Annotated in this window: 21 protein-coding genes and 1 pseudogene; 21 read left to right on the forward strand and 1 reads right to left on the reverse strand. The window is 38.4% G+C overall.

What is annotated here, in order from left to right; genetic code table 11:
• Positions 1 to 156: 156 nt before the first annotated feature.
• The 13 genes from MKY92_RS11750 (at position 157) to MKY92_RS11810 (ending at position 9,732) form a co-directional block, all read left to right on the forward strand.
• Positions 157 to 801, forward strand: a complete 645-nt coding sequence (locus MKY92_RS11750; RefSeq protein WP_339300787.1) for an HAD hydrolase-like protein — start codon at positions 157 to 159, stop codon at positions 799 to 801.
• A gap of 211 nt (positions 802 to 1,012) precedes the next feature.
• Positions 1,013 to 1,417, forward strand: coding sequence for a DUF4259 domain-containing protein (locus MKY92_RS11755; protein WP_036609153.1), 405 nt, complete (start codon positions 1,013 to 1,015; stop codon positions 1,415 to 1,417).
• A 184-nt stretch (positions 1,418 to 1,601) separates the two neighbouring features.
• Positions 1,602 to 2,228 carry a Type 1 glutamine amidotransferase-like domain-containing protein gene (locus MKY92_RS11760; protein ID WP_339300789.1) on the forward strand — a complete coding sequence of 209 codons (627 nt, stop codon included), beginning with the start codon at positions 1,602 to 1,604 and terminating at the stop codon, positions 2,226 to 2,228.
• A gap of 57 nt (positions 2,229 to 2,285) precedes the next feature.
• Positions 2,286 to 3,053: a nucleotidyltransferase domain-containing protein gene (locus MKY92_RS11765; RefSeq protein ID WP_339300790.1), complete on the forward strand. Its 768-nt coding sequence runs from the start codon at positions 2,286 to 2,288 to the stop codon at positions 3,051 to 3,053.
• 120 nt (positions 3,054 to 3,173) lie between these two features.
• Positions 3,174 to 3,638: a VOC family protein gene (locus MKY92_RS11770; protein ID WP_339300792.1), complete on the forward strand. Its 465-nt coding sequence runs from the start codon at positions 3,174 to 3,176 to the stop codon at positions 3,636 to 3,638.
• Between the two features lie 177 nt (positions 3,639 to 3,815).
• Complete coding sequence (locus MKY92_RS11775) at positions 3,816 to 4,448, forward strand: hypothetical protein (protein WP_339300794.1); 633 nt, start codon at positions 3,816 to 3,818, stop codon at positions 4,446 to 4,448.
• 162 nt (positions 4,449 to 4,610) lie between these two features.
• Positions 4,611 to 5,000 carry an inositol monophosphatase family protein gene (locus tag MKY92_RS11780; protein WP_339300795.1) on the forward strand — a complete coding sequence of 130 codons (390 nt, stop codon included), beginning with the start codon at positions 4,611 to 4,613 and terminating at the stop codon, positions 4,998 to 5,000.
• A 380-nt stretch (positions 5,001 to 5,380) separates the two neighbouring features.
• Positions 5,381 to 6,501 (forward strand): IS3 family transposase gene (locus MKY92_RS11785; RefSeq protein ID WP_339298637.1). Its coding sequence is split into 2 segments (ribosomal slippage): positions 5,381 to 5,630 and positions 5,630 to 6,501, totalling 1,122 coding nucleotides; the frame shifts between segments, so codons are not numbered across the junction.
• A 56-nt stretch (positions 6,502 to 6,557) separates the two neighbouring features.
• Complete coding sequence (locus MKY92_RS11790; RefSeq protein WP_339300797.1) at positions 6,558 to 7,019, forward strand: NUDIX domain-containing protein; 462 nt, start codon at positions 6,558 to 6,560, stop codon at positions 7,017 to 7,019.
• 227 nt (positions 7,020 to 7,246) lie between these two features.
• Positions 7,247 to 7,789, forward strand: a complete 543-nt coding sequence (locus MKY92_RS11795) for a GrpB family protein (RefSeq protein WP_339300798.1) — start codon at positions 7,247 to 7,249, stop codon at positions 7,787 to 7,789.
• A gap of 266 nt (positions 7,790 to 8,055) precedes the next feature.
• Complete coding sequence (locus tag MKY92_RS11800; RefSeq protein ID WP_339300799.1) at positions 8,056 to 8,736, forward strand: lysozyme inhibitor LprI family protein; 681 nt, start codon at positions 8,056 to 8,058, stop codon at positions 8,734 to 8,736.
• A gap of 237 nt (positions 8,737 to 8,973) precedes the next feature.
• The gene (locus MKY92_RS11805) at positions 8,974 to 9,195 is read left to right on the forward strand and encodes a helix-turn-helix transcriptional regulator (protein WP_179086413.1); all 222 of its coding nucleotides are present in this window, start codon (positions 8,974 to 8,976) and stop codon (positions 9,193 to 9,195) included.
• Between the two features lie 135 nt (positions 9,196 to 9,330).
• Positions 9,331 to 9,732 (forward strand): GNAT family N-acetyltransferase, encoded by a 402-nt coding sequence (locus MKY92_RS11810; RefSeq protein ID WP_150367609.1) that lies wholly within the window; start codon positions 9,331 to 9,333, stop codon positions 9,730 to 9,732.
• A gap of 147 nt (positions 9,733 to 9,879) precedes the next feature.
• On the opposite strand, the gene MKY92_RS11815 is transcribed toward MKY92_RS11810, so the two are convergent.
• Complete coding sequence (locus MKY92_RS11815; RefSeq protein ID WP_339300800.1) at positions 9,880 to 10,167, reverse strand: hypothetical protein; 288 nt, start codon at positions 10,165 to 10,167, stop codon at positions 9,880 to 9,882.
• 171 nt (positions 10,168 to 10,338) lie between these two features.
• Here MKY92_RS11815 and MKY92_RS11820 point away from each other — a divergent pair, with 171 nt between their 5' ends.
• From MKY92_RS11820 to MKY92_RS11855, 8 genes and pseudogenes are all read left to right on the forward strand, one after another.
• Positions 10,339 to 10,542: a helix-turn-helix transcriptional regulator gene (locus tag MKY92_RS11820; protein ID WP_339300801.1), complete on the forward strand. Its 204-nt coding sequence runs from the start codon at positions 10,339 to 10,341 to the stop codon at positions 10,540 to 10,542.
• A gap of 205 nt (positions 10,543 to 10,747) precedes the next feature.
• Complete coding sequence (locus MKY92_RS11825) at positions 10,748 to 11,272, forward strand: DNA topology modulation protein FlaR (RefSeq protein ID WP_339300802.1); 525 nt, start codon at positions 10,748 to 10,750, stop codon at positions 11,270 to 11,272.
• A 339-nt stretch (positions 11,273 to 11,611) separates the two neighbouring features.
• Complete coding sequence (locus tag MKY92_RS11830) at positions 11,612 to 11,923, forward strand: hypothetical protein (RefSeq protein WP_339300803.1); 312 nt, start codon at positions 11,612 to 11,614, stop codon at positions 11,921 to 11,923.
• Positions 11,924 to 12,215: 292 nt separating this feature from the next.
• Entirely contained in the window at positions 12,216 to 13,502 is a 1,287-nt protein-coding gene (locus tag MKY92_RS11835; protein WP_339301766.1) for an IS110 family transposase, read from the forward strand.
• Positions 13,503 to 13,911: 409 nt separating this feature from the next.
• On the forward strand, positions 13,912 to 14,313 hold the full coding sequence (locus MKY92_RS11840) for an NUDIX hydrolase (RefSeq protein WP_339300804.1): 402 nt from the start codon (positions 13,912 to 13,914) through the stop codon (positions 14,311 to 14,313).
• Between the two features lie 222 nt (positions 14,314 to 14,535).
• Positions 14,536 to 15,063 (forward strand): YfiT family bacillithiol transferase, encoded by a 528-nt coding sequence (locus MKY92_RS11845; protein WP_339300805.1) that lies wholly within the window; start codon positions 14,536 to 14,538, stop codon positions 15,061 to 15,063.
• A 125-nt stretch (positions 15,064 to 15,188) separates the two neighbouring features.
• Entirely contained in the window at positions 15,189 to 15,461 is a 273-nt protein-coding gene (locus MKY92_RS11850) for a hypothetical protein (protein WP_339300806.1), read from the forward strand.
• A gap of 126 nt (positions 15,462 to 15,587) precedes the next feature.
• Positions 15,588 to 16,139: pseudogene (locus MKY92_RS11855) on the forward strand (helicase).
• Positions 16,140 to 16,178 lie beyond the last annotated feature (39 nt).

The raw sequence follows: 16,178 nt of genomic DNA on the forward strand, positions 1-16,178 counted from the left end.
TGGAATCAGGCGGACACATCCGCACGGATTAACCGCATCGCAGTCGCCCCTAACGTGGCTTAAGTCGGTGGGGGTCGTTGGATACAGTAACGTTATAGGGAATCAGCGTATAAAAATACAAAATAAATTATTCAAACTCTGAATAGGAGTGGAATCATGCTGGAAGCGGTTATTTTCGATATGGATGGTACAATATTTCAAACAAACAAAATCTTAGAGTTATCGTTAGAAGAAACGTTTTCTATCTTGAGGTCTCGTAATGAATGGTCGAGTGAGACTCCAACTCAAAAATATCGTGAAATTATGGGAGTTCCTCTACCAGTAGTTTGGGAAACGTTATTACCGAACCATTCAAACGAAATCAGACGGATTGTGGACGAGATCTTCCTAGAGAAGCTAATTGCAAATATTAATTATGGCAACGGTGCGCTTTATCCGCATGTCAAAGAAGTTTTTGATTTTTTAAAACAGGAAGGCTGCTTAATTTTTATTGCAAGTAATGGACTAATCGAATACCTCAATGCCATCGTTAACTGTTACAAGTTAAATAATTGGGTGACAGAAACCTTTAGCATCCAGCAAATAGAGACTCAGAATAAGGATGACTTAGTTAGATACATCCTTATGAAATATCACATCAACAACGCTGCTGTAGTTGGCGACAGGATCTCTGATATCAATGCAGCAAAAAACAATGGATTGAAGGCTATTGGTTGTCGATTTGACTTTGCCCAAGAATGGGAGCTTAAACAAGCGGATTATATTATTGATGATTTACTTGAATTGAAAAAATATATTTAACATCATGGGAAGTGGAATATTTGTGTAAGTATTTTCGAAGAAGACGCTGACATCATATAACATCATATTCACGCAGCGGCTCCTGACGGAGCCTTGATCTGCAAGGATTTCGGAAAGAAATTTCGGCAGACCCCTTTGGGGGTTCATGAATACAGGAACGTTATGTCCCTAAGAGCTTGAAAACATAATGACACTTTTTGGAGGTTAATTGATGGGAGCATGGGGAACTGGAATTTTCGAGAACGATGATGTATTAGATTGGAAGGCAGATTTACTTGATTCTGATGACATCGAATTAATTGAAGAGACGATTGAAGAAGTATTAGAAGAAGATTATATTGAGTCAGATTTAGCTTCCAATGCTTTAGGCGCAATTGAGATCCTTGTAGCATTACAAGGTAATCCTGGGAAAGAAATATTGAATAATCAAAGTAATACAGAGGATCTATATGACTGGATCGATAAACATAAAGGTAAAGGAAAAAAACTCATTTCAAAAGCTAAACGAGCAGTTAAGAAAATTAAGAAAGATTCAGAACTAAAAGAGCTATGGGAAGAATCCGAAGAATACCCAATCTGGTTAAATACAATAAATGACTTAGAAAATCGATTGTAAAGAAATTGGAATTGATAGCTTTTGGAGAAGAGGGAACTTCACAAACAAAATATTCAAGCTGTGGCTCCGTTCGGCAGACAACCCCTTTGGGGTTCATGAATAAAGGAACGTTAGCAGAAATCAGGGGAATGCTTAATTCAATTATAAAGATTAGATAAACTATTAGTTAAGGACGGGGATTTCAATGAGTAGCTTGTTACTAACCTCTTGTGGTTTTTATACTGAAGATATTAAAAATCAATTTCTGGATTTTATTGATGGAGATATTTCTCAATTAAAAGTCTCAATTATTACAACAGCATCCCCTAGAAAAGAAACTAATAGATATGCACAAAGAGCAATGCAAGAGTTTAAGGATATGGGATTTCAGCATATCAATTTTGTAGATATTGAATTTGATGACCCGCAAATTCTCTTACATAGAGATGTTATATATATCAATGGTGGGAATCCATTTACATTATTGTATTACGCTAAGAAAAGTGGTGCTGATGAAATTATCAGAACACTGGCCGCACAGAATGTAATTATAGTTGGAGTAAGTGCAGGAACGTTATTACTGGGGCCGAATATTAACATCGTCGATTTCTTTACTCCACAGATGAATACAATGAGTTTAACGGATTTTAAGGCATTAGGTGTAACCGACAAGCTTATTTTTCCTCACTATGATCGAGAGGACGTATTTAAAGATCGTACTAATAAAACAATTGAAGAGAGAATAGTAGAATTTGAATCCAATGAGAACTGTAAGGTGACAAGGCTTAAAGATGAAGAGTATATCTCAATCTTAATAAACGAAGCACATTGAAAGTCGTAAATTCATTATAAGGAGCTCGAAGAAGCTCATAGTTTAGGAGGAGTCTATATGAAATTAGAAAAAGTTATAAATAGAATTGAAATACAAAGTGAATATAAGGATTTGGTTGATAAGTATATAGATCATATACTTAACGAATTTAAAGGTAAGATTCATAGCATTTATATGTGTGGCTCGATTCCAAAAGGAACAGCTAAACCTTTTAAGTCAGATGCAGACTTTACTATTGTATGTGCAAATCCCCAAGACATTGATTACGAAAGATTGTCAAATATCAAAGACAGGCTTTTGGAAGAATATCCATTCGTCACTAAGATGGATACGATCATTTGCTCGATTGATGATGTATTAAGTAGACCGAACGAGTGGGGTTTTTGGGTTAAGATCATTTGTGTTTGCATACATGGGGAGGACATTGGTGAAAAAGTACCCCCGATCATAATTTCTCCAGAATTCATTTTAGACTTAAATACAGATACCAAGGAGGAAGTAGATCGTGTACATCGTTCACTTTCTAATGTTAGTGATAACTCAATGAAAACTAGATATATTAAAGGTTACTCTAAGAGATTAATTCGTGCATTATACTCTTTGGTTTTAGAAGATACAGGGGTATGGGAAGATGAAATCATTAAGATGAAGAATGCCATATTAAACTATTGTGAGATTGACTCCGCTTTAGTTGAGTATCTGTATGCTTGTTACTTGGATAGCGATGTATCTGTTGAAGAGTTTCTGGAAATTGCAGATGAAGTATATCACTATTTTGAGACCGCCTTACATACAATGGCTGCCTCCAGAAATTCATTTGGATAACAAAATATTAACGATCGTAATCATCTTGAGAAGCGAGTGACCACATCCAGTCCCTAAGCCCGTCGGGACATCGCCAATACAAAACGTTATCTGAAACTGGCAAGATTGAAAGGAGAAAATATGATACTTGGGTTGTATGAAGCACATTTACCAGTGAGTTACTTAAGTCAATCAATCGAATTTTATTCTAAATTAGGATTAGAGCTGGCCTGGAGAGATGAAGATACAGCTTTCTTCTGGATTGAAAAAGAAAAGAGTTGGGTCGGTCTATGGCAAGGCGAAGAGTATCTCACTTCTTATCATCCATCATTAAGGCATATAGCATTTCGAGTTAGTTATGAAGATCTTAGACATAGTGTGAAATGGCTTCAAACCATTGAAATAGAGCCTGTCCCATTTGGAAAAAGAGATTCAATAGATCCATTTGTTAGGCCTAATCAGGGGAATGCTTCAGTCTACTTCGATGATCCAGATGGAAATAGTTTAGAATTAATGTGTTTTGTAAGTGTCCCTGAGAACTTAAAGAATATATCCAATAAATTATCAATCGAAGAATGGGAAGATCTTTTGAAAGATAAAAACTAAGAATGTATTCGGATATTTTAAAGAAGTATCAGCATCAGATAACATAATATTCACGCTGCGGCTCCTTCGGAGTCTTGGTCTGCCAGATGAAAGCGCTTCAGAAGACGCATTTAATTACGTTGAACGTAGGAATACAGAAACGATATGCGAAATAATTGCTAGTGGAAGGAGATTTAAATGCATATTAGAGGAATAATTCTTGAAGGATACTCAAATGCTGGGAAGACTTCAGTATTAAAAGCAATTAAACGTTATCAATCACAAGAAGAATCCTCAGAACGGAGCGTAGTTATTCTTGGAGAACATTATTCTCAAATTTTGAATAATAATCATGGAGAATATGTAAGTCTAACCCGAGAAGGACACATTGAGTTACTTAAAGAGCGGGTTGAAATGCTAAAGAAACTTAACGAATGGGCAATTCAACTTGGTCCTGCATCTAGAGGATCTAGGGGACTATTTTATGTTCTGGAAAGGTTTCATTTAAATCATAGAGCTGCATTTGTAGATTCGGATTTGGAAGAGATAAATAAAATAGAAGAACAGCTTGAGTCTTTAAACGCCAAGTGTATTTTGCTTACAATCTCGCCCGAAGTTGTAGAAGAAAGAATTAAAAGTAGACAACCCGAAGAATGGATCTATAAAACAGAAGAAGAAGTAAGATCGTCGGTAAGTGAATTATTAAGAATTCAAAATGTATTAAGACATCAAGCTTATATCTCAAGAGTGCCAACAATAGAAATCAATACAGATGGTAAGGATTGGGATGAGTATGTAATGGTAATCATGGAGGGCAACGACATCGCCTAACCAGATGTTCAAGCATCGTCGCTAGTGCTCCTTAGTCGGGTAGAAGCTATAAGCAGAAGAATTTATTTAGCCAGACGTATCAGGCATACGCCGGTTGTCGTGAAAACAAAATGTTAGACGAAATCAGTTAAAATCAAAATCAATATCAATATGAGGTGCGTAATGGATCGTAAGATTATTCAAACCGCAAAAGAGATAGCAATAAGAATTATTCGCGAAGCAGGTCTAATCTCTAAAGAGAAGTTTGATAACTTTGTTGAACTGAGATCTAAAGATGAATTTGGGGATGTGGTTACTGAAGTAGATCATATCTGTGAAGAAATCATTATCAAACAAATACAAGACGTATTTCCAAATCATCAGATACACAGTGAAGAGGCAGGGCTTATCGGAACTAGGCACGATTGGTTATGGTTAATTGATCCTTTAGATGGAACTAATAATTTTGCAATTGGTTTACCTGTTTTTTCAATATCAATTACCTTAATGTACAAAAGAGAGCCTGTTATTGGAGTGGTCTATGAACCTCTAACAGAACGTTTATTAGTTTAATGGAATGAAAGAAGAACCTTATTTAATTGCATGTCACCCAGACCACAAAGAAGAATTATTGCAAATTGTAAGAGAAGGATTGAGTTAACCACCTAGAAGCAACTGACTACATCTAACATTATATCCACGCTTCGGAGCCTGACAGCTCCTCGGTCCGCGAGAAACGATTAGCAGGAAAGTGAACTCAGCGGCCACATCCGCCCTGACTAACCGCATCGTGGCCGGGACTCTTTAGGGCCTTAAGTCGGTGGGAGGTTGTGGTACAGGAACGTTATACGACAATCTCTAATTATATTTATGTGGATCGGCTACACTTAGTTGGACAGAAAAAATAAGGGCTTGTAGAATAAAATTATCATGTTAAGGAGCGGATCTCTACAATGCCTAAACAACAACGACGCACATTCACAACCGAGTTCAAAAAACAAATGGTGCAACTCTTTGAAAACGGCAAATCCAGAGCTGCAATTGTGGAGGAATACGACCTCACTGCTTCGGCTCTAGACCGCTGGATCAAGCAATCGCAGGCAACGGGCTCTTTCAAAGAGAAAGACAACCGTTCACCTGAAGAAAACGAATTAATGGCTATGCGTAAAGAACTCCAACGTTTACGGATGGAGAACGACATTTTAAAGCAAGCCGCGCTGATCATGGGACGAAAGTAACTATCATCCAGAATAACCGTGATAAATACTCAGTATCAGCAATGTGTAACGTCCTCGAAATCGCCAAAAGCACCTTCTATCATGAAGCGAAGGAAAAGCCAAATGAAGATGAGCTCACGGAAGCTATTGTGGAGATATTCCACAAAAATCGAAAAGTCTATGGTACACGAAAGATAAAAGCCAAGCTTCAGGAACGAGGACTCATCGTATCTAGACGTCGCATTGGTCGAATCATGCAAGAGCAGAGTCTCGTCTCCACGTACACCGTTGCGCAATTTAAGCCTCATAAAACGGCCTATAATGAGGAGGAAACAGTGAATGAACTGGGTCGGGAGTTTAATCAGACGGAAGCAAAGCGCTTCGTGGTCAGCGATCTCACGTATGTGAAGGTCGGTCATCGGTGGCATTACATTTGTGTGCTCATGGACCTGTTCAATCGAGAAATTATTGGCCACAGTGCAGGTCCACATAAGGACGCTGCTCTGGTTTCGCGTGCCTTTGCAACGGTAGAAGGCGACTTGAGCCAAATCCAGTGGTTTCATACGGATCGTGGGAGTGAGTTTAAGAACCACGTGATGGACCAGCTTCTAGGCACGTTTGGTATTGGTCGATCACTCAGCAAGAAAGGATGTCCCTACGATAACGCTGTGGCCGAAGCCACCTACAAGGTCATGAAAACGGAGTTTATTTACCAAATGGAATTCCGAAACCTCCGTCATTTGGAATTGGAATTATACGACTACGTTAACTGGTTTAACAGGCACAGAGTTCATGGATCACTGGGGTATTTGACGCCTGTTCAGTATCGCCAAGAAGCCCTTAAAAAAGTTGTCTGATTTAATGTTGACAATCCAATGTGGGCTAATTGCATAGAAGCAGGGAGGACATATTAATGATTAGAACAGTTTCACTTTGTGTTATCCGAAGAGGGGAAGAAGTACTGTTAGAAGAGTTTTTTGATGAGGCTGTAGGCATAACTTATTATCGACCTATTGGGGGAACAGTTGAATATGGAGAAAGTAGCAAAATCACTGTAATTCGTGAAGTCAAAGAAGAAATTGATGCAGATATTTCAGAACCTACCTTGATTGGTGTAATTGAGAATATATTCAACTACCAGGGTCAAATTGGACATGAAAATGATTTTATTTATGAGGCTGAACTTATGAATAGATCACTTTACGATTTGAAAGAAATAGATGGAATAGAAGGAAGTAAACCCTATAAAGCAGTATGGAAACCACTTAATTATTTTAAGGGGAATTTGACAGTAAAACTGGTACCAGATGGGTTACTAGAGTTGCTTCAAGACGGAACAGATGGAAGATATATTAAACGTTTAAGTAAACGATAGCTTGAGGGGATTTGAAGAGAAGGGGGGCGTATAACAACGTATTCACTCTGCGTGCTAACACCTTATGCCCGGCCGAAGTTATGAGCAGGGAAGTGAACAGCCGGACAACCCTGCGAGCCTAAGTCTGGACCTGTTCCCTTCGGTAACTTAAGGCTCTCGGGTTCGTAAATACAGGAATGTTATTGGAGATATTCGTGAATACTTTATTTTTTGGGGGCATCTCAAGGATGAGTAAAAAAACAATAATTATTGAAGATTACAACAATGAATGGTCTGAAATGTTTTCTGATCTGAAATCCATCATAGAACAAAGACTCGGGGATCTAGTACTTAGAATTGAGCACGTTGGTAGTACCGCAGTACCTGGACTAGCGGCAAAACCTATTTTAGATATTGATGTAGTAATTAATTCTATGGATTTGTTTCCAGATGTAATTCAAGGATTAGAAAGTTTAGGTTACTATCATGAAGGGAATTTGGGTGTTGAGAACAGAGAAGCTTTTGCAAGAAAGGATGCAAATGTGCCTTATAGTATAGTAAAAATACAGAAACCTGAACATCATTTATATGTTTGTAATAAAGAGAGCACAGAGTTATTAAGACATATATCCTTCAGAGATGCATTAATTAGCAGTCCCGAATTTGTAGTCGAATATGCCAATCTAAAGAAAGAACTTGCTATTAAATATAGAGAAAATCGCCAGTCTTATACGGATGGGAAGACCGAATTTGTAAATAAAGTACTTAATGAATATGGAAAGAACTTGTAGGTTGCTCAATGGGACTAAAACATCCGATAGCAAATTATTCACGCTGCGGGCTAACGCCCCTTGGTCTGTCGAGGGAGTTTCTAACATCATATCCGTGTTTCGGCGCCTAAAGGCTCCTCGGTCTGCCGAAGGGGAATAGAAGGGAAGTGTATCCAGCGGACACATCCGTACCGACTAACCGCATCGCGGCCGCTCCAATTGGTCGCTTAAGTTGGTGGGAGGGTCGTGGATACAGGAACGTTATGCGCCATTAAAGGAGATCATTTATGAAAGGTAAGATACTCTTATTATTTTTTATTACAATATTGTTTTCATCTTGCCAAAATAGTAGTCAATTGACTACCTTGAACAGCGAAACTAAATCAATAATGAATTCTGAACTGCCTCCCGATGTAGTGAGTAGAGGTGATGGAACAGAATCGAAAGAAATAACTGAAGGTCAATCAGATGCTTCTAACAATGAAGTGTTATCCATGAGCATTGGGAACTATGAATTGAAAGGAGAATTTTATGATGAAATGCTTCAAAATCCTATAGATCATGATTATAAAGTGGAATTTGATGAGGCTCAAAATTCAAAAGAGACTATTACAACAATGGGATGGGGGGCGTTGGAAAGCAAATATACAGAGATTTGGGATAAAGAGTTGAATCAAATATATGAAAAGCTTCGTTTTAAGTTGGATAGAGAACCAAGAGAAGCACTAATCGAATCTCAGAAAGAATGGTTACAGTATCACTTAAAGGAAACAAAATTTGTAGAGAAAACATTTATTAATAATGGTTACCTTGGATCAAAAGGATCGGTAAGCCTAGGCACGGTTATACGGGAGAGAATTAGGGAAAGAACAATGCAATTATTTGAATATCGATATTTGCTAGATGGTGAAGTTGAGTTTTTATACGAAAGTAAAAATAGAGGTGGAATCTGGATCAAAGGTTTTTAGGTGATGCTTTGAAGTCATTAACGGCACATAACAATATATTCAAGCTGTGGGGATACCACGCCTTAGCGTAAGATGTATATTCATGGAAGAACACTCAGAAAACACGAGTCAGCCCAAGATAAGAGCTATCCAAGGCTAGGTATTTTCGTGAACATGCAGGACGTTATACGACAGAATCAAAAACAATAGAAAAAGAGAGTTTTATAACCCCGGAAGATAGAATTATGGAGGGGAAAGATGAACATAATCAAGTGTAATATACGAGAACTCATGGCAGAACATCGAATAGATGATATAACAGAATTGATGGCAAAATCGGGTTTAAGCCGGAATTCGATCAATAAGCTCTATAGGGAAACAAATATAGAAACAACAAAGCTGGAAACCTTATTCAAGCTATGCGATACATTTAATTGTAAATTATCTGATTTGATTGAATACGTACCAGGAGAAAAATAAATAGTGAAGGTCCGGAGCCTTGGTCTGTGGATGGATTTCGAGAAGATTTTCAGCGGATAACCCCCTTTGGGGTTCATCATTACAGAAACGTTATCCAATACTCCCAATCAAAACAACAAGCATAGGAGCAATATTATGACAATTATTTTCAAAGAAATAAAAGACATTGATACACAGGCAATTCAAGAACTATTTCATTCCGTGGACTGGAAATCAGGAGATTTCCCAGAAGATCTGAGACAAGCAATAAACAACTCGCATACGGTTATTACTGCATGGGATGATACCAAATTAGTTGGTTTAATAAATGCATTGTCTGACGGCGTGATGACAGTATATTTTCATTACATGTTAGTACACAAAGAATATCAATCATTAGGAATTGGAAAAAGAATGATGGAACAAATGCTTAGTCGATATTCTAATATTAAAACAAAAGTGCTTATATCTTATGATAGTGCAGAAAAATTCTATGGATTATTCGGATTTAAACCAGAAGAAGGAACTAAAGCCATGTTTATTTCAGATATGGTATAGCATGAAGAGGAATTTCAGTAGCAAGGAATCATAGTCATCGGACACATCCGCACCGCAGCCGAATTCTAGCGGGGATTTAAGTCGGTGGGGCGACGTGAACACAGGAACGTTTCGACAGACTCAAATGAAAAGAGAGCCATTTGGCTCTCAATTAGATAATATATTTAATTCATTATGTAATTGAAGAGCATCCTTAAAACCTTGTAAGTAGATTTCACGTTCTAAGATTGCTTGAACAGAAAGGTCTGCGTCATCGTAAAGAAATAGAGTTTTATGCATATCCTGAGGTAAAAGCTCATGTAACTGTTTGAAGTAAAGATTCCGATCGGAGGAGTATTGATTATAAATGGAGTTATTTTTGAGAAGATCCATATATAAAGCTTCAATCCGATTACGTATCAAAGAATCAAGTAGGACTTCTAAAGAATTGTGCATAAATGATCACCATCCGTTGTGTTTTATTTTACGAATAAAAATTTAATTTATTAAATATTATTTTATCATAATGAAGATCATAGTCAAGGCATGTCAAAGATATTTTTGATTAAGAAAATATAATTTCATATAATTAAAGAAAAATTCAATTCGGAAATGAAGGGATACCAGATGATAAGTTATAAACCATTTCAAAAATTATTGATTGACAGGGAGATTAAGAAGCAGGATTTATTGAAAATGACGGGGATTTCATCGGCAACGATGGCAAAACTCAATACGAATGAGTATGTATCTTTAGAAGTAATTGATAAATTATGCACGGCATTGGGATGTCAGCCCGGAGATCTATTGGAGCATAGAGAAGATCAATGATGGGATGAGAACATTTTCTGGTTACTCAAAGATGAGATTCTGTCGTATAACATAATATTCAAGCAGCGGCTCCTAATGGAGTCTTGGTCTGCTGAATGGATTTCGAAGATGATATTATGGTAGACACCTACGAGTTTGTTGAACTGCATAAAAACAGGAAGGTGATTAGAAATCACTGCAATAAATTAAAGAGGAGAAACTAATTATGTCTAGACCTTTAAGAATTCATATTATAGGTTCAACTGGTAGCGGAAAAACATATCTTGGTCAAGTTTTATCAGAGAAGTTAAATATTAAATTCTACGAACTAGATACAGTCATGTGGAGCAGTAGAGTGGAGTTTTCAGGAAAAAATCCTCCAGACGTGAGAGATAAATTACTACATAAAATAATTGATAATGATAGTTGGATTGTAGAGGGAGTATATTATAAATGGCTTTCTGATAGCTTTTCAAGAGCAGATGTAATTTATTACCTAGATACTAATGTGTTGATTCGACATTTTAGAATTATCATGAGATTTGTTAAACAAAGAATAGGCTCCGAAAGATCTATATACAAGCAAACATTAAGAGGACTAATTGAAATGCTTATCTGGAATCATAAATTTAATAGTACAAATCGAAAAGAGATCTGTAGTTTCTTGTCCCCGTATAAAGACAAAGTGATAATCTTAAAAACCAACAGGAAAATGATTAGTCTACTCAATGAAGGTAGTGAAATCATATAACTCCGCATTCACACATCGGGATATACGTCCCTCTGTCAGCAGGAGTTTCAACAGAGAAGCAGGAGACATGTATATCAAGGATTTATTCTGTCCCTTGTTTAAAGTGAATAAAGGATATTGGGAAGATCATAAGGAATTAAAGATTGAATTAGATGAAGCGATTAGAACATATGAACAAGCTAGAAACATGATAGAAGATCACATAAGTGAATACAGAAGTAGTGACTTGTAACAGGGTGCAAGAATCTCGACATTCATCCGCATTACACCCAGCATACGCTGGGGCTTATATACAGAAAAGTATGTGAAATCGACGAAATTATTTAACGAGGGTGAACAATGAAGATAATAAGAGATCGGGAAGAACTTGAAGGAACTGGTTATATTGAAGTTTTACCCGGGAAGTACCTTGGGCATTGTTGGAATGAAAACTCAATTTACTTTGATGAAGAAGTATTCGGCTATATAGAGAAAACAATAGAAAGTATATTTTCTGGATATGATCATTATGCGTTCAATGAAATACATCGAAAAACGTGGGAGGTGATCCTTGAGGATTTGAAAACGTTCGCTAATCTCCTTGATGAAAAAGTAACAATGGAATTAATAAATGAACATGTGTATTTCTTCTTTGGCAGTTGGCAGTTCTAAAGATGAGTTTCAACAAGATTTTCTCAATAGTGTTCAGAGACTTCGTGAATTAATTATAGAGTTTGGTGTATGGATTAAAAAGCAATTAACAACTCAAGATTATGTTTCAGTTCTAGGCATTTAGCTATTCCATTCGAGGAAGAGTGGTTATTTAAACCAACATAGGAGCCATTCCTGTAATGAAGTAATTTGAGCTTTGAATGAAAAATGCGCCTTTAGTATACTGGGAATCGTTGTTCCGACCAAAGAACAATACCCACATACGAAAAGAGGCGCACAAATGAAGTATAAGATGAAACAGAAACAGAATCAACGTATTACGCGAATTACAGAAGATACGCTAGTCATTGGAGCAGACATTGCCAAAAAGATTCACGTAGCTAGAGCGGTAGATTTCCGTGGCATTGAATTAGGAAAAGACTGCGTGTTCCACAACGATCAGGAAGGGTTAACAAAGCTAGTAACATGGATGAAAGAACTTCAGGAGGTTCATCTGAAAACGGACATTGTTTTCGGAATCGAGCCTACCGGGCACTACTGGTTTCCGCTAGCCGCTTTTCTGGAAGCTCGAGATATCAAGATCGTCATTGTGAATCCGCATCACGTAAACAAGAGCAAGGAACTTGAGGATAACTCGCCGACGAAGAGTGACTATAAGGATGCCAAAGTCATTGCAGATCTCATCCGAAACGGGAAGTACTTGGAGCCCAAATTGCCGGCGATGGAATATGCCGAATTACGCATCCTCATGAATTTCCGTCAGAAGGTTATGGTGAGTTTAAACCAAGTCAAGGCCCGTGTGCATAACTGGTTCGATCGCTATTTTCCAGAGTATTTGAGCGTGTTTAAAGATTGGGAAGGCAAAACTTCCTTGATGACAATGCGCCAGTTTCCGACACCGGAAGAGATCGTCTCTACAGGCGCCAGAGGCGTTCTCGCACACTGGAAAACGGAAGTGAAGCGTGGAGTCGGTATCAAGAGAGCGGAAAAGCTCTTTGCGACAGCCGGGATATCCATCGGACTTACCGAAGGGTTACGAGCTGCGAGACTGGAGCTTCTGAGCTTGCTCGACCAGTATGAGCTTTTCTCTAAACAAGTGGAAACGACCATGAAACAGGTCATGGACATCTTGAGTGAGATACCGGGAACGACACAGATGTTGAATATCCCAGGCGTTGGCGCGGTTACCGTTGCAGGATTTCTGGCTGAGGTTGGCGATCTGAGTCATTACGACCACGGACAACAAATCATCCGGTTGGCGGGCTTGAATCTAAAAGAAAATAGTTCTGGTAAGCGTAAGGGTAAAACCGGCATTACCAAGCGTGGACGATCTCGACTAAGAGCCCTATTGTTCCGTTGCGTCATGCCAATGGTAGCGAAGAATGAGGAGTTCAAGGCCCTTCACAAGTATTTCACAACACGAAGTCAAAATCCGCTGAAGAAAAAACAGTCGCTAATCGCGCTCTGCGGCAAACTGATACGCGTCCTGCACACACTGGGGACGAAGAAAATAGAGTACAACGCAAACGAAGTTCTTGGTCCTGTACGACAAGCGCAGTTACAACAGATCGCACCTTAGTTCAAAGAATCAATAGCCTGAAATCTCGACTCGTTCACAGATGTATAACGAGACAATTGAAGCACCGGAGAAGCCGAAGAATACCATTCCATAAGGGCAACGACCCCGTTTAGGAGCAAGAATTGGCCTCCACCCTTGGCAGGTAGAACGAAGGAATGTAAGGGCAATGACCCCGCGTGACATGGGAGGGTAAACCCCGAGGGAGATGTGGAGATCCACTGTGCGATCATAAGCATGACCACAGTTTGGATAAAAAATGAAGTCCAAGCTCTGTTCCCGCCACCGGTCATTACAGCAAAATCTGGTTCTGAACCAATATTCCTCCATCAAACCAAGATGTCGAAGTAATAAATCTACGAATGGACGAGAAAACAGGCGAAAACATTACTTTATAGTGGGAGGAATAAGAATGAAATTTATCGTTTCTGCTAGTGTAATCGTTCTCAATGAACATAATGAGATTTTACTTATGAAAGGTCGAAGAGGTTGGGAAATGCCTCAAGGTTGTGTTGAAGAAGGAGAGACTATTAGGCAGGCAGCAGTTCGAGAAGTGAAAGAGGAGACAGGGATTGACATTGAATTAATTAAATTTTGTGGATTGTATCAGAACATAACGCGAGGCGTATGCAACAATATATTTACTGGAAAACCGATTGGTGGAGCTTTGACTACCAGTGATGAAAGTGAAGAGGTGGGCTACTTTACTTTAGAAGAAGCTGGGCAAATGATAACTTGGGGGAATTTCTATAACAGAATTCATAATGCATTAGATGAGAAAAACCATCCTTTTTTGATTGAATTTTCAGAATAAGGTCACTCATTATGGTAGACTCCACCTTAAAGTCGCTCGTAACTCAGGTTTAATTGTACTAGTTTTCTAATCAAAATACAGATATGAGAGTAGTTTAATATAAGGAGCAGCCCGGGAACGAGGTTGCTTCTTTTTTTGCTTTTACACTTCGCAAATGGAACATTGTGGGTTATATTGGATATGATTTGGTTCTATAGTAGAGAAATGGAGAGGTGGCCAACCTTGGATGAAAAAATACGCTTTCCGATAGGACACTTTGAGCCAAGTCTTCAATTCTCTAATGAGGATCGAATCCACATCATTGGTCAAATTCCCGGAATTACGAAGACCTTAAGAGAGATTACACTACATCTCAATGATGATCAACTTTGTACTCCTTATCGTGATGGCGGTTGGACAATCACACAGATTGTGCACCACCTTGCGGACAATGACATGAATGCTTATATCAGGTTCAAGAGAGCGTTAACTGAAGAGGTACCGATGGCAAGCTCATATCGAGAGGATTTATGGGCATCTTTACATGATTACAGGAGTATGCCCCTCGAAGATTCAATTTTGCTGATGGAGATACTGCTCAAGCGATTTCTCACGCTGTTGTATGGTTTACATCCCGATCAGTTTAGACGAACACTCCGAACAGAAGTGTTAGGTACAATTACACTGGATATCGCGATTCAAAGATTTGTATGGCACGGGCAGCATCATATTGCTCAAATTAAATCTTGTGTAACATCGCAGAGGTGGTAACATATGGAAAATGGGAGGATTCTGGGCATAGCATATAATGTAATTCCAGTGAAAGATATGGAAGTGTCAGCCGCCTGGTTTGTAAACATTTTGGATTTAACATTCGCCACCAACGCGAAGGATATTTGAGTTTATTTCGGGGTGATCGTCCAATTTTGGACTTGATTCAAAGCGACAATGAAACACGAGCGACATTTGAAGTACATCAGAAAAAGAGATGGGTCATTACATTTTTCACCGATGACATTGGTTCTTTACATGACTACTTAACATCAGAGAATGTGAAAGTAGGGGCTGTTAGTGATGAGGGACAGTATGGGAAGTTTTTTGTGTTAGAAGATCTGAACGGTAACTTATTTGATGTGTGGGAACACCATGATTGTGAATTGAATTTCTAATGAGGAGCCTTGATCTGCTGCTCTCAATTACCGAGGATCTGTATGTAAACGGGTTCAGAACTAGGTGAGTGACTGCATTTGATATATAAAGTCAAATAGATGTGAATCTAGATTAGGGGGATACAAATGTTAATTGAAGATGAAAAAGTATACCCTGATTGCGCAGTTGAAATAAGAATAGTAGACGTTGGCGGGTAAACAAAACCACAGCGTATACAGAAACTGGACCAATACTCTATTTCATTGAATAAATATGGAGAACAGTTGTTAAATGATGAGAGATTTGTAGTTTCCAGTACAAAGCAAAGCTTGCAAACGGTTGAGTTGACCCTCAGACAACTTGGATTTTCGGATGGTGCTACGACTTTTCAGCTCTTTCGAAGAGCCAATGATCTAGGGTTGGAATGTTGTCCGGTCGAGTTAGGACCTTATCTAAGAATGCAATATTTGGATCAGCCCGAGATATGTTCTACCAATATTTCAGAGGGTAACAAAGCTCCGTCCGGCTCCATTACCATAGCATCTGCAGCCCTTACGGAGAATCATGATTTTCCAAAAGGTTTTTATCTCAGACGAATAAACGACAAGTTATGGTTACGAGGATATTGCGACCATTTGCATATTTGGAGTCCTCATGATCGCTTTATCTTCTGTAGGGTTCGGCTTTCTATTATATGAGGATCAGGAAGATGTTTTGAAAGGAAAGGAGTGAAGAAC

This window comes from Paenibacillus sp. FSL R5-0623 (genome assembly GCF_037974265.1).
Classification (GTDB): domain Bacteria; phylum Bacillota; class Bacilli; order Paenibacillales; family Paenibacillaceae; genus Paenibacillus.

Coding starts and splice junctions, on each gene's coding strand:
- MKY92_RS11750 (WP_339300787.1), top strand. CDS start 157: ATGCTGGAAGCGGTTATTTTCGATATGGATGGTACAATATTTCAAACA.
- MKY92_RS11755 (WP_036609153.1), top strand. CDS start 1,013: ATGGGAGCATGGGGAACTGGAATTTTCGAGAACGATGATGTATTAGAT.
- MKY92_RS11760 (WP_339300789.1), top strand. CDS start 1,602: ATGAGTAGCTTGTTACTAACCTCTTGTGGTTTTTATACTGAAGATATT.
- MKY92_RS11765 (WP_339300790.1), top strand. CDS start 2,286: ATGAAATTAGAAAAAGTTATAAATAGAATTGAAATACAAAGTGAATAT.
- MKY92_RS11770 (WP_339300792.1), top strand. CDS start 3,174: ATGATACTTGGGTTGTATGAAGCACATTTACCAGTGAGTTACTTAAGT.
- MKY92_RS11775 (WP_339300794.1), top strand. CDS start 3,816: ATGCATATTAGAGGAATAATTCTTGAAGGATACTCAAATGCTGGGAAG.
- MKY92_RS11780 (WP_339300795.1), top strand. CDS start 4,611: ATGGATCGTAAGATTATTCAAACCGCAAAAGAGATAGCAATAAGAATT.
- MKY92_RS11790 (WP_339300797.1), top strand. CDS start 6,558: ATGATTAGAACAGTTTCACTTTGTGTTATCCGAAGAGGGGAAGAAGTA.
- MKY92_RS11795 (WP_339300798.1), top strand. CDS start 7,247: ATGAGTAAAAAAACAATAATTATTGAAGATTACAACAATGAATGGTCT.
- MKY92_RS11800 (WP_339300799.1), top strand. CDS start 8,056: ATGAAAGGTAAGATACTCTTATTATTTTTTATTACAATATTGTTTTCA.
- MKY92_RS11805 (WP_179086413.1), top strand. CDS start 8,974: ATGAACATAATCAAGTGTAATATACGAGAACTCATGGCAGAACATCGA.
- MKY92_RS11810 (WP_150367609.1), top strand. CDS start 9,331: ATGACAATTATTTTCAAAGAAATAAAAGACATTGATACACAGGCAATT.
- MKY92_RS11815 (WP_339300800.1), bottom strand. CDS start 10,167: ATGCACAATTCTTTAGAAGTCCTACTTGATTCTTTGATACGTAATCGG.
- MKY92_RS11820 (WP_339300801.1), top strand. CDS start 10,339: ATGATAAGTTATAAACCATTTCAAAAATTATTGATTGACAGGGAGATT.
- MKY92_RS11825 (WP_339300802.1), top strand. CDS start 10,748: ATGTCTAGACCTTTAAGAATTCATATTATAGGTTCAACTGGTAGCGGA.
- MKY92_RS11830 (WP_339300803.1), top strand. CDS start 11,612: ATGAAGATAATAAGAGATCGGGAAGAACTTGAAGGAACTGGTTATATT.
- MKY92_RS11835 (WP_339301766.1), top strand. CDS start 12,216: ATGAAACAGAAACAGAATCAACGTATTACGCGAATTACAGAAGATACG.
- MKY92_RS11840 (WP_339300804.1), top strand. CDS start 13,912: ATGAAATTTATCGTTTCTGCTAGTGTAATCGTTCTCAATGAACATAAT.